Origin of the sequence: Pseudomonas danubii (assembly GCF_042980055.1) — a bacterium.
Lineage (GTDB): Bacteria > Pseudomonadota > Gammaproteobacteria > Pseudomonadales > Pseudomonadaceae > Aquipseudomonas > Aquipseudomonas danubii.
Genome location: NZ_CP116502.1, coordinates 1,190,804 through 1,203,835 on the forward strand (window position 1 = coordinate 1,190,804; position 13,032 = coordinate 1,203,835).

General features: G+C 53.5%; 12 protein-coding genes. 9 read left to right on the top strand and 3 right to left on the bottom strand.

Annotated features, from left to right (window positions below; all coding sequences use genetic code 11):
- Positions 1-80: 80 nt before the first annotated feature.
- From PFZ56_RS05640 to PFZ56_RS05675, 8 genes are all read left to right on the top strand, one after another.
- A complete protein-coding gene (locus tag PFZ56_RS05640; protein ID WP_394304604.1) occupies positions 81-725 on the top strand; it encodes an NADPH-dependent F420 reductase in 645 nt (214 codons plus the stop codon).
- Positions 726-799: 74 nt separating this feature from the next.
- A complete protein-coding gene (locus PFZ56_RS05645) occupies positions 800-958 on the top strand; it encodes a hypothetical protein (RefSeq protein ID WP_273892435.1) in 159 nt (52 codons plus the stop codon).
- 85 nt (positions 959-1,043) lie between these two features.
- Positions 1,044-1,523 carry a nuclear transport factor 2 family protein gene (locus tag PFZ56_RS05650; RefSeq protein WP_394304605.1) on the top strand — a complete coding sequence of 160 codons (480 nt, stop codon included), beginning with the start codon at positions 1,044-1,046 and terminating at the stop codon, positions 1,521-1,523.
- 231 nt (positions 1,524-1,754) lie between these two features.
- The gene (tnpA, locus tag PFZ56_RS05655) at positions 1,755-2,072 is read left to right on the top strand and encodes an IS66-like element accessory protein TnpA (RefSeq protein ID WP_394304606.1); all 318 of its coding nucleotides are present in this window, start codon (positions 1,755-1,757) and stop codon (positions 2,070-2,072) included.
- Positions 2,069-2,404 carry an IS66 family insertion sequence element accessory protein TnpB gene (gene tnpB / locus PFZ56_RS05660; RefSeq protein ID WP_394304607.1) on the top strand — a complete coding sequence of 112 codons (336 nt, stop codon included), beginning with the start codon at positions 2,069-2,071 and terminating at the stop codon, positions 2,402-2,404. Before tnpA ends, tnpB begins: the two co-directional genes overlap by 4 nt.
- Before the next feature lie 61 nt (positions 2,405-2,465).
- Positions 2,466-3,980 (top strand): IS66 family transposase, encoded by a 1,515-nt coding sequence (gene tnpC, locus PFZ56_RS05665; RefSeq protein ID WP_394304608.1) that lies wholly within the window; start codon positions 2,466-2,468, stop codon positions 3,978-3,980.
- Positions 3,981-4,167: 187 nt separating this feature from the next.
- The gene (locus tag PFZ56_RS05670) at positions 4,168-4,740 is read left to right on the top strand and encodes a TetR/AcrR family transcriptional regulator (RefSeq protein WP_394304609.1); all 573 of its coding nucleotides are present in this window, start codon (positions 4,168-4,170) and stop codon (positions 4,738-4,740) included.
- Complete coding sequence (locus tag PFZ56_RS05675) at positions 4,737-5,714, top strand: DMT family transporter (RefSeq protein WP_273892430.1); 978 nt, start codon at positions 4,737-4,739, stop codon at positions 5,712-5,714. Before PFZ56_RS05670 ends, PFZ56_RS05675 begins: the two co-directional genes overlap by 4 nt.
- 239 nt (positions 5,715-5,953) lie before the next feature.
- Here PFZ56_RS05675 and PFZ56_RS05680 read toward each other — a convergent pair whose 3' ends face one another.
- On the bottom strand, positions 5,954-6,880 hold the full coding sequence (locus PFZ56_RS05680) for a diguanylate cyclase (RefSeq protein WP_394304610.1): 927 nt from the start codon (positions 6,878-6,880) through the stop codon (positions 5,954-5,956).
- Positions 6,881-6,891: 11 nt separating this feature from the next.
- Positions 6,892-11,433: a CHASE domain-containing protein gene (locus tag PFZ56_RS05685; RefSeq protein WP_394304611.1), complete on the bottom strand. Its 4,542-nt coding sequence runs from the start codon at positions 11,431-11,433 to the stop codon at positions 6,892-6,894.
- Positions 11,434-11,898: 465 nt separating this feature from the next.
- On the opposite strand from PFZ56_RS05685, the gene PFZ56_RS05690 reads away from it, so the two are divergent.
- Positions 11,899-12,294 (top strand): hypothetical protein, encoded by a 396-nt coding sequence (locus PFZ56_RS05690; RefSeq protein ID WP_394304612.1) that lies wholly within the window; start codon positions 11,899-11,901, stop codon positions 12,292-12,294.
- A gap of 66 nt (positions 12,295-12,360) precedes the next feature.
- Here PFZ56_RS05690 and PFZ56_RS05695 read toward each other — a convergent pair whose 3' ends face one another.
- A complete protein-coding gene (locus PFZ56_RS05695; protein WP_394304613.1) occupies positions 12,361-12,975 on the bottom strand; it encodes a hypothetical protein in 615 nt (204 codons plus the stop codon).
- Between the last annotated feature and the right edge of the window lie 57 nt (positions 12,976-13,032).

Below are 13,032 nucleotides of genomic sequence, written 5' to 3' on the forward strand. Positions count from 1 at the left end.
CGTTAGTGACTTCAAAGCATCTGTACCTAGCCCTAAAGTCCTCTCACCAACTCAACAACACTAGCTGGAAGGACTCCGATATGTATATGCGGATAGGCGTTCTTGGTTCGGGCATCGTAGCGCAGACGCTGGCGGTCGGTTTCAAGAGCAAAGGGCATGACGTGGTAGTGGGAACCTCCAATCCCACCAAGCTGGCCGACTGGTCTCGCGAGGAGGGCATCGGAATACACAGCTTTGCGGAGACCGCGGAGTTTGCGGCGCTACTAATTCTCGCTGTCAAAGGCTCGGCAGCTATGGCTGTCTTGCGCGCTTCAGGACCACAGAGGATGTTGGGTAAGACGGTTATCGACGCCACCAATCCAGTTGCTGATGCGCCACCGGTAAATGGAGTGATGTCATTTTTCACTGGTCCCAATGAGTCTTTGCTGGAGTTGATTCAAGCAGAATTCCAAGATATTCACTTCGTCAAGGCGCTGAATTCAGTAGGCTACTTGCACTTCATCGACCCCAAGTTCGACGGCGGGCCACCAACCATGTTCATTGCCGGTAACGAGTCGAAAGCTAAGGTCGAAGTGAGAGTGCTTCTGGCACAAATTGGCTGGGAGACAGCTGACATGGGCGCTGCTGAGGCAGCTCGCGCTATTGAACCGCTGTGCATGCTGTGGTGTATCCCCGGGTTTTCTCGAAATGAATGGATGCATGCTTTCAAGTTGTTAAAGACCTGATCGCCAACTGGGCCTACTTCTTGGTTTGACGCGCCATCAGCGGAAACGCACCTAACGTGAAAATAGAGAACTCGATGAATAGTCAGACGGAAAAGATTCACATCCATATTGCACTGCACCAGAAGGACTATGAAGCGATGAAAGCGGCTGCGGAGATACTCAAACTAGCTCCGGATGAATATTGCAAACTCGCCATTCACAAACAAAACGTCAAAACCCTGAGGAGGGAATGATAGTACTCTCCGAAGCTCGAAGCGGTGCTGCCGAGCACTAACAACTCAGTATTTTCGCTAAAACATTAAGCACAGGAAAGTACACATGATGACCTTAAGTAAGTTCAATTTGTTCGTGGCCGCTACTATTATACTTTTGGCAAAAAGCACCTGTGTTTTAGCCAATTCTGATACGCCAAGAAACCTAATAACGGAGGAACAGAATCGACTAGTTGTACTGAAGTTTTATGACGCCTTTTTCAACAGGCATCAAGTCGATGAGGCTGCCAAGGTCATAGTCGATGACTACAAGCAGCACAACCCGCATGTTCCGGATGGAAAGGTAGCATTCGTCTCTTACTTCACTGACTTTTTCAACAGGAATCCCCAAGCACATACAACGATTGTTCGAAGTGCTACGGATGGTGATTTAGTCTACTTACACGTCCACTCGACCCGAACTCCTAATGACCCTGGGACAGCAGGTGTCGATATCTTTCGGGTCGAGGATGGCAGGATTGTTGAGCACTGGGATGTCAATCAAGCCGTTCCACAACAATCAGCCAACGTAAACACCATGTTCTGAACAACATCTACGCCAGTTCTAATGCCTAGGCGGATTGGGGGTTTCTGACGTACTGGTCACCAGTGTGAAACGCTGATCGTCCATGGCCTTGAGGTCCTAGCACGAGCAGGCGGGTATGGTGGCACAGAAGAGTAAGGGGCTGGCGAACACACCTTCCGAACTCCAGGTTTAAGGGCGATGGTGTCCGCGTATTTTTAAGCGGACGCGATTGCCCTTATCGCCAGGATTTCCATGCGCCAACGAAGCTCTTATCCCAAACCGTTCAAAACCCAGGTCGTCCAAGAATGCCTGAAACCTGGAGCGACGGTCTCCAGCGTTGCCATCAACCACGGCATCAATGCCAACGTCATCCGCAAATGGTTGCCGATTTACCGAGATCAACCACCCGCAGCACTGCCCGCATTCGTGCCTCTGAAAACCACGCCCAAGCGGGCCACGGAAGACATGGCTGTCATTTCGCTATCGCTGGGCGATAAATCCATCACGGTGAAATGGCCAGCCTCCGACCCGGATGGCTGTGCGCGTTTTATCCGTGAGGTTGCTCAATGATTCGCATTGAAGCTATCTGGCTCGCCACTGAGCCCATGGATATGCGCGCCGGTACAGAGACCGCGTTGGCCAGAGTGATTGCGGTGTTCGGTGCGGCGATGCCGCACTGTGCTTATCTCTTCGCCAATCGACGGGCTAACCGAATGAAAGTGCTGGTTCATGATGGGATTGGTGTTTGGCTGGCAGCACGGCGGTTGAACCAAGGCAAATTCCACTGGCCAGGTATTCGACAAGGTAGCGAGCTGGAACTGGATACAGTACAACTTCAGGCACTGGTGCTCGGTCTGCCTTGGCAGCTTGTCGGCGCTGGCGGCGCCATCACACTACTTTAGAAACTGTAATTAGCGCCTCGGCCTTCTACCGCAAGCGATCTGCTTTGGTAAAATCCAAGGCATGACTTCCTCGCCCAACCTCGACCAAATGCCTCCCGACCAACTGCGTGCATTCGCTTCGCAGTTGCTGTCGAAGGTCGACACCATGGGCAGAAAGATCCACCGCGATCAAACCATCATCGAGCAGCTGACCCACGAGATCGCCATCCTTAAGCGGCACAGGTTCGCCAAGCGCAGCGAGCAGATTAGCCCCGAGCAAGGCAACTTGCTCGACGACCTGCTCAATACGGATCTTGAGGCTATCGACGCCGAGTTGAAGGCGCTTCGGCCGGCTCCCGCTCCAGAAGAGAAGCGCCAACAACCCAAGCGTGCGCCGCTGCCATTGCAGTTTCCACGCACCGTGATCCATCACGAACCGGAAAACACCCAGTGCCCCTGCGGCTGCCAACTTCAGCGCATCGGCGAGGACGTCAGCGAGAAGCTGGATTACACGCCGGGCGCGTTCACCGTCGAACAGCATGTGCGTGGAAAATGGGCCTGCCGTCAGCGCGAAACACTGATCCAGGCACCAGTGCCGCCCCAGGTAATCGACAAGGGAATACCTACAGCAGGTCTGCTCGCTCACGTAATGGTGGCAAAATTCGCCGACCACTTGCCGCTGTACCGGCAGGAGAAAATCTTTGGCCGCGCCGGCTTAGCCATCGCCCGCTCGACGCTGGCGCAATGGGTTGGGCAGACCGGTGTACAGCTTCAGCCATTGGTTGATGCTTTGCGAGAAGCTGTACTGGCCCAACGAGTTGTCCATGCCGACGAAACTCCGGTGCCGATGCTTGCGCCCGGTGAGAAGAAAACTCACCGCGCTTATGTCTGGGCTTACTGCACCACGCCGTTCTCGGCGCTTAAGGCAATGGTTTATGACTTCAGTCCGAGCCGCGCCGGTGAGCATGCACGTAACTTCCTCGGCTCGTGGAACGGCAAGCTGGTGTGCGACGATTTTGCTGGCTACAAAGCCGGTTTCGAGAAGGGCATGACCGAAATTGGTTGCATGGCCCACGCACGCCGCAAGTTTTTCGATCTGCACGTGGCGAATAAAAGTCAGTTGGCAGAACAGGCACTGCACTTGATTGGAGGCTTGTACGAGGTTGAGCGCCAAGCGCGCGACATGAGTGATGAGGATCGCTGGCGGATACGGCAAGAAAAAGCGGCACCGTTAGTGAAAGCTATGCACGACTGGATGTTGACCCAGCGCGATCTTGTGCCCAATGGATCAGCGACGGCCAAAGCCTTGGATTACAGCCTTAAACGCTGGATAGCGCTGACGCGCTACCTGGAAGATGGAACTATACCTATCGACAACAATCCAGTCGAAAACCAGATCAGGCCGTGGGCGCTTGGACGCTCGAACTGGTTGTTTGCCGGATCGCTTCGCAGCGGTAAACGGACGGCGGCGATCATGAGTTTGATCCAGTCGGCACGGATGAATGGGCATGATCCGTATGCCTATCTCAAAGATGTGCTGACGCAGCGGGCGAGTGAGATCGACCAGCTACTGCCGCATCAGTGGGCGTCCGTTTAACCACGCAGGTGCAGGGGGCGCTTAGCTAGCGTAGCGAACTTCCTGATTGGCCAAATCCTACGATTTACTGCTGCACTGGCATGCTGCGGTCTGTGTCGTAACGGCCATGATTCAGGTCGTATTTGGATGCACATCAATCTTACCGGTCAGTATAGTCATCTCCGTCCCCATGCCGGAGTGCCTTAAATTGGACAATACCCGTGAGCGCTTGATTGACTCAGCGCTGAAGCTGTTTCTGTCACAAGGTATATACGTTACTGGTGTGATGGCCATCGCCGCTATGGCGGGTGTTACCAAGATGACGCTCTACAGCCATTTCCCCTCCAAGGATGCGCTGATAGTGGCTTGCCTTGAGGAGCGTGACCGACGCTGGCGTGAAGAGGTAGCGCGCACTTTGGCAGGGCATCCTGACCCGGTCAGTGGCATGCTCGCTTTTTTCGATTTGTATCAATGCTTTCTTTTGCAAGATAGCGAGCGCGGGTGCCTGTTCGTCAACAGTGCGGCTGAATTCCCCGAGTTTAGCCACCCTGTGCATTTGGCAGTGAGCAGGCACAAGCAAGGGATACGCGACAATCTCACTACCTTGGCCGTGAGCGCCGGTATAAGTGACCCTGACGTAGTTGCTGAGGGGCTGTTTATCTTACTGGAGGGCAGTTTTGTCAGCGGCGCCATGGGCCAGGACGTGCGGGTATTCGACACTGCCCAACACGTAGCTCATTGCTGGATCCGGAAGCAGGCCCAACAGGAGCAGAGCGTATGACCCTCGGCCTATTGGCGGCCATTGCCGCCACTTTTTCATGGTCGCTGCTCTACATCTTTCCGGGGTTGGTCGGCGATTACAGCCTTTTTGATCTGGCTGTGGTGAGCTATGCCTTTGCCGGTTTAGGTAGCCTGCTTGTGCTGTTTGTTTACCGCAGCGAAGTTCGGCAATTGCGACTGAGCGACTGGGCCTGTGCCGCACTGCTGGGCTTCTTGGGATACATCGGCTACTTCTTCCTGATCACCACTGCGGTCTTGGCAGCTGGGCCGGTGATCCCTCCGGTAATGATGGGGTCAGTACCGATTGTTCTAGCGATTGCCGGCAACATGCGAAGCTCCAGCGTGCCCTGGCGCGCCATTGCAGGGCCGCTGCTGGTGGCGGCATTGGGCATAAGTTTGGTCAACTTGAGCGTGTTTGATTTTAGCGCCGCTAAGGTGGTGCTCCCGACCCATTCGATACTGCTGGGGCTGCTCGCATCGTTAATGGCAATTGGATTTTGGACGAGCTTTGGATTGTTAAATGAAAGTGCTTTGGCTCAGCGCCCAAGCATGTCCCCCATGTTGTGGTCAGCCATGCTGATCTTCATGTGCAGCGTCGAGATGCTGGCGTTCATACCCGTTGGTCTGCACTTGAACCTGTCCCACTTCGCTAGCCATCCGAGCGGGTTAGCAGGTACTCAGGCGCTATTAGTCTGTGGGTTGATTCAGGGGTTAGGGGCTACCCTTGCGGGTGCCTGGGCATGGTCAATTGCAACTCGACGTCTACCTCTGGCTCTCAGCGGGCAATTGATCGCCAGCGGAACCATCTATGCAACTACGATGGGCCTGCTCATCAACCAACGCTGGCCCTCTCCTATGGAAGCGCTTGGGACAGGGTTGCTATTCGTAGGGGTGGTATGGGCTATTCACGCCTTTTATCGCAGGCAAACACGCCTCGAGACGCATGGTGGGATAACTGACCTTAGCCAAAACTAATGTGACTGTGCCGGTATGGGCATTTCAGGTGCCCACTTTGGATTGATTTGGCATCATTGCCCTAATTGCTGGGATCGGGAAGGTGTGTTGGGCGGACGCTTACACAGAAGAAGCTTTGTGGAGACCCAAGAAGCTTGCGTCTCGCACAAGGCCAGGGAGGCTTTCCGTTTTAGATGCCTTCAAACACCTGCCCCCCCCCAACTGCTTCAGCGGATGTTCGCCACTTATTCAGTGAAGGATCAGGCAGCAAGAAAACAAACTCTGGCCCTTCCCTTTATCTTCGCCTCGTATAGTTGCTTATCTGCCATCGTTATCAATTGTTGCCAATCAAGATCACCTGCCGGCGTCATGCTTGCGACACCTAATGAGATAGTCACCACGCGATCTACATCGGAAGAAGCATGCTCAATACCCAGCCCACGAATACGTGCTTGCATCTTTTCTGCAATTTCGATGGCTCCAGGAAGATCTGTATTGGGCAGAATGCACGCAAACTCCTCGCCACCATAACGCGCCACAAGGTCATAGGGACGCCTCACCGCTTCTGCTAGTGCCTGAGCAACCGCTCGCAAGCAGGCATCTCCTGCCTGATGCCCATAACGGTCATTGAAGCGTTTGAAAAAATCGACATCGACCATAATCAGCGACAATGGTTTCTGCTCTCGGAAACATTGTCTCCAGTCAGATATCAGGTGCTCATCGAACTTACGCCGATTAGCCACGCCTGTAAGACCGTCCATCATCGCCAGGGTACGCAGCAGGTCGCTCTGTAACTTGAGGGTCAAATGTGTTCGTACACGCGCCCTGACAATTACCGCATTGATAGGCTTGCTAATGAAGTCAACAGCTCCCAGCTCAAGCCCTAACACTTCGTCAGAGTCTTGCTGCTGAGCTGTAATGAAAATGATAGGGATAGCACGGGTCAACGGATCGGCCTTTAACCGTCGACAGACTTCGTGACCATCCACGCCTTCCATGACCACGTCCAGTAGGATCAGGTCAGGTAGCTGGGTCTGACACAGGTTGATTGCTTGCTCGCCATTGGTAGCCATGAACACATGACAATATTCACGAAACAGCTCATGTAATACTCGAATATTGGTCGGCTGGTCGTCGACAATTAAGAGTTTAGGGCGAACATGAGTGAGTGGTAACCAAGCTTCCATAAATGGCTCCATCAAGCGATTTTCAAGAGGTCGCGGCCAATCGGTATCGCGGTGCCGAAATCAAGTGACTGCACCAGAATGACTAATTCGTCGAATCGATCGCGCAGCGGCGGTGGTGTTTTTGGCGCCAGTGCATCCGCCAGCTCTATCGCCTGAAGGTTGCCCACCTCAAGCAATAGCAGAATTTGCTCCAGGGACTCTCGCCACTGTGTGATTGCAATGGGCTCCGAACGGGCATCAACATTCAAGTGCGCGGGCGAATCAAACTCCGTATTCAGTTTCTCAACACTAGCATGCAGCAACTCGCTCAACTCGTCGACACAGGCAGTGCTTGCAAGGGCGGTTGGCACCGAAGCGTCGGTGTTATGCAAAAGCATGGACTCCAGACGACCCGCGAGCGATGAGAGCGCCCTGGCTCCCATGGTGCCAGCACTGCCTTTTATGGCGTGAAGCGTACGTGTCACCGCTAAAAAGTCCTGATGCTGGATCTGATCATGCAACTCAGTCAGTTGCTTCTCGATTTCTGGGCCAAAGTTGCGCAAAACACTGTGAATCAAATCCAGATTGCTGCCAAAACGGCGCATGATTGATTCACGCGGCTCGACAACAGTCTCTTCTACAGCACACTGTGCTTCAGTCGGTACTGTCACGCTGCTCGTAGGTTTCACTTGAAGTAGAAGTGTCGCAACAAGTTGCTCCAAGTCTATAGGCTTACCGATGTGTCCATTCATGCCTGCTGCTAGGCAGGCCTCCCGATCACTGCTGGATGCATTCGCCGTCATCGCTACAATCGGCAGTGTGACGAAACGGCGGTCTGCGCGAATTCGGCGGGTTGCTTCAAAACCATCAATGTCCGGCATCTGTATATCCATCAGTACGACATCAAACGGATCACCACCAGCCAGTACCTTGCTTACGCCCTCCAGTCCACCTTCCGCTAGCGTGATCTGCGCTCCCTCTGCTGTCAGCAACTCATCGGCGACCTGCCTATTGAGCATGTTGTCTTCCACTACCAGAAACCGTAGGCCGTCGAGGCGCCGGATCTTGTTGATTACCGACTTGGCGCAAGACGCCTGGGCGTCGTTAGTGGTGTTGAGCGCACGTTGCACTGCACTTGCCAATTGCTTGGGGGTCACAGGCTTGATGAGGAAGCCGACAAAAGGAGCATCTCCGGCTTGATAGGCATCAGCCAATACTTCATGACCATAAGCGGTGATCATGATCACTTTCGGTGGCGCACCATCACTCTGTTGTTTAATCATCCGCGCAGTACTGATGCCGTCCATATCAGCCATTCGCCAGTCCATTAGAATCAGATCGTAGGCCTCTCCCTGCGCCCGCGCCTTGTGTACCCACTCCAGGGCTTGAGCGCCACTATTGACGTGATCTGCCTGCCCTCCCAAGGCTTGAACAGCTCTCCATAGCAGCTCTCCGGCGATGGCGTTATCGTCGACAATAAGAATTCGGGTGCTGGCATCGATCGCCGTGTGAGCAAGCTTTGGCAAGGGGGTCGTAGAAATCTCCAGATCGATATCGAACCAGAAACGACTGCCCGTTCCCACCTGACTCTCTACCTGCAGGTCGCCTCCCATCATCCTTACTAGGCGCTTGCAGATCACCAGGCCCAAGCCGGTGCCACCAAAACGCCGAGTGGTCGAGGCCTCGGCCTGAGTGAAGCCATCAAAAATCCACTGAAGCTGTTCCGGACTGATACCAATTCCAGTGTCAGATACGGCAACACGTATGCTCACTATATTTTGGCTGCATTGCAGCAGACTGAGGCTGACTACGACCTGGCCTTGCAGGGTGAACTTCAGAGCATTGCCTGCCAGATTGATCAGCACCTGCTGCAGTCTCAAACTGTCGCCTATCAGGTCATTTGGCAAGTTCGAATCAAGATCGAACATCACCTCGACCTCTTTCTGTGCCTGGTTACCCGCCAATACAACGGCCAGCTCCTGCATAAGTGCTTCAAGTTCAAAAGGATGCACGTCCAGTTGTAACTTGCCAGCCTCAATCTTGGAGTAATCAAGAATATCGTTAAGCAAGCCCAATAACGACTTAGCAGCACTATGCGCCTTGCTCACATAATCAAGCTGCCGAACACTCAAGTCAGTGTTCTGCACCAACTGCAACATCCCCAGAACTGCATTCATTGGTGTACGAATTTCATGACTCATATTTGCTAAAAACGCAGACTTGGCCGCGCTCGCAGCATCGGCCTGTTCTTTAGCATAAAGCAGCCGAGACTCAAGCTCGCGCTGCGTCGTGATGTCTCGATTAATCCCGGTCAACCGCAATACAACACCCGCGTGGTCACGCTCGACTTGTGCTCCCGCGTGAATAGAACGTACCTGTCCATCAAGACGAACAATACGAAAAATTGAATCGTATACATCCCGCCCTTCGATCGCCGCATCGAGTTCTTGCGCAGCAATCATCAAGTCATCGGGGTGAACGCGGGAGCGCCAGTGCTCATAATTCAACCCATTATTTTGCAACGAAAGTGGTAGATCATAGAGTTCAAACATCCTGTCATTCCATTGCAAGGAGTTATCTTCCAATGTCCAGGACCAGATCCCCAACTCGGCAACTTCCGCAGCCATCAGCAATTGATCACGTGCCGCCAACAGCTCTGCGCGTTGTATTTGAGTTGTAGCAAGACTAATTGCAAGTTTTTCCTCAACCGCCTTACGCTCAGTAACGTCCACCGCAATGCCCAAGTAACCACTCAATGCTCCGTCGTCGTCACGCATAGCAGTAACCGATAACGTCACCGGAAACTGCGAGCCGTCCTTATGGACGTAGGTCCATTCACGGGTTTCCGCCCCCTCAAGTTCAGGCTTATGAGCGAATACCCGAAAACCCTCGATCGCCAGACCATATTCACTGGTCAATTCGATACTGCGGGCTGCGACTTCCTCGGGGACATGAATCAGCATGGGGCTGCGGATTCCCAGCACTTCTGCGGCGTCATATCCCAGCAAATGCTCGGCGCCATTGTTGAACACACGAATAGTGCCATCTAGATCAGTCGCAATGATTGAGACCTCGGTAGCCGAGCGCAAAACGCTACCCAGCAGCAGATTGAGGTGTCGCAGCTCAGACGTTCGTTGGGCGACCTGCTGCTCCAGATTAGAGTTGAGTTCGAGAATCCTGGCTTCTGCCAGCTTTTGCGAGGAAATGTCTCTCAGTGTCTTTGAGACACCGACCACGTGTCCGGTCTCATCATAAATAGGCGATATATTGACCGAAACCTCAACCTGTCGACCGTCCTTACAAATACGTTGCGTATCAAAGTTAGAGATCCGTTCTCCCTCCTTGATACGGACAAGGTAGTCGGCTTCTTCGGCGACCAACTCCTTGGGAACGATAAGTGCGGCCATGGGCTTGCCGACGGCTTCTTCTGCGGTATAGCCAAGAAGTTGCTCCGCACCTTTGTTCCAGTTGGTCACGATATCGTCGAGAGTCTTGCCGATAATGCCGTCGGCCGAACCATCGACGATGGCGGCCAACCTTGCTTGCTCAGCAAAAATCAGCCGCCGTCGATGGCGGCTGAGGCTCGTGACCCCAGTCAAGGCCGCCAACAGCAGGGTTACTAAGCCCCCCAACAAAAGAATGAGCTTTGGTGAGACCTGATGCAGGCGCTCGATAAATGAGGGGTGCGCGCTAAGCACTATCTGCCACTTTCGGCCATAGACCTCACGCTCAAGCTTGTGGGTCATTAGCACCTCATGACTTTTCAAGTCATCGGTACTCTCGTAGAAAACCTCCGCTTTCCCGGGGGTGGTGACATCAGTCAGTTGAAGGTGCACCGTTTCGTTTTCGATACCCAGGTCTTTCAGCACATCTCCAGTCAGGATTGCCGTGTAGGCCCAACCTATCGTCTGCGTCTCACGCTCCGTGACAGTTTCTGGGGTTGCTCCGCCACGGAAGATCGGCATGAGCACCAGGAAGGACTGCTGCGGTTTGCCAGTGGCTTGCACCAGCGTAATGGGAGCGGTGATACGAGCTGCTCCGCTTTTCACAGCACTTAGAGCGGCGGCATGACGGGATTGTTCTGACGCAATGTCCAAGCCGATAGCGGCCTGATTCCCCTGGACAGGTGCAACATACTGAATGATGTAGCGCTCACCAGCCTGTGGTGAGAACTGACGAACTGAAAAATCCGCTTTGCCATCGGCGCGCGCCAACTTGAGGAACTGGCTTTCTTCCTGCTCCGGTACACGTCTCACAAACCCCATCACCCTAGCCCCGGGAAACTCGGTAGCAAAATCACGTGTGAGGCTATATCGGTCGAACGCCTCCCGACTGATGCCATGCTCACCTGCAGTCAACACCACCCCTCGGATACCACGCAGGCCATATTGGTAGAGGTTCAGACGACTCAGGACTGACACCGCCGCGTTTTCAGTGGCCGCAGCGACAGCGTCTGTAGCCCGTTGCTCATTCGTTCGCTCGAGGAGCCAACTCCCGAGAAAACTGAAACCAAAACCCAAGATAAGCGTGGCAATAACGCCCCAGCTCCATGTCCAAGTACTGCGTTTTCTCATCCGCCAACTCCCTGCTGGGCGCGGAATTTGCTTCCGCCGCAAAATACTCTCCCCTGAAAGGGGCCTACTCAGCTTAGTTGGTATGCAACGCTTTCATGAAATAAGTTCAAACACCATACATTCACGATCTCGTTGCCGTTCTATTCGGTGGCTGATTCCTTTCTCAGTTCGAGAGGCGCTATCGTTAAACGAGAGCTAGTCCTGAGGCCGCTACAAACAGGGCGAGAATCGCTACCTCAAACCTTTAAAAGTAGCTATAGGCATACCTTTATCATCAATCTAACGAGTACATGTGTAGCAAGGCCAAATGACTCACGAACACTCGTTGTTTCATCGAGATCTGTGCGCAATCCTCGACCTGAGGGCTACTGAGGCTCCAACTCAAACCCTTCGAGTCAAGCAGGGAGCGCTGTGCGCTATAGTTCCGCAGTAGCTGGCGACGTTTGAAAGCAGTGAGGTGTTGTCATGATTGGGGCAATTGAGTCAAAGCCTCTCTCCAGAAGTCAGTGTGCTACTGGCCTACGAACGGCAACGCTTGTGCTTGAGAAATGGCAAGCGTCCAACATTCAGATTTGCAAGATTCTGCGCATTTCTCGCAGCACTCTCCTCCGCACCAGACAAGGCAATGGACAATTGACTGTTCGTCTTGATTCGGACCAAATGAAGCGGATCAGCTTGGTTCTGAACATTCACGCGGCACTGCGCACTATTTTCGATAACCCCAAGAATCTCTATGGTTTCCCTTCCCTGGCCAACCAGAATGATTTCTTCAATGGCCGCTCTCCACTTGAAATCATGTCTCAGGGAGACTTGATATCTCTGTACGAGACGTACCAACGAATAGATGCCCTAAGTGTGTGAGTGACAGGAGCCCTCCGACGCAGGCTGGGGAACTAGTAGAGATTCGTTAAGGCTACACACCAACCATCATGGCGCCGCGGTAGACATCACAGGAATCTCATCAAGATCGGAGAGCCGCATAGTGGTGGGCAGGCTGATGATCGGCCCAATCACAATTTCATCCACGCCGTCCCGACGCTTGAAGCTATGAATGTCCTGCTCGAGCCATTTATCCGTCCCAGGAAGACGCTCGCCATCCTTGATGGCAATCCATCGCGCACGATATTTACCGTAAAGAGAGCCTGGGTAGTCGGCGGCAAGCGCCTGCGCGACTTTCTCCTTCAGCTCACCTTCGGAACATTCGGTGGTCGGGTTGAAAAGACCACGGTTCTGGCAGGACATGCGAAAAAGCTCAGGGGCCAACTTAGGAGCGTCGACGTAGACGCGGACGAAGTAAGCCTTCTCAAGGCTGAACTTGTATTCGCTTTCTGGAGTGCCCGGGCTATGGAGCAGTGAGCAGCAGCTATCTGGATAAGCCAGTGGTTTTATCCCCTGATCCAACATCTGCTTATAGGTAAAAGCCTCTGCGGTCCTAATCATTCCGAGGTCTTGGGTCGGGGACAGGGCCGGCGCTGCGGATACATTACAGCTAAGTAGCAGAGTTAGAACGAAGAAGCTTCGGATCGAGTAGAAGCGGTGCATCAGCACATCCTTATGGTGCATACATAGGCATGTAAACAGGTCGACTCATGAAACAGT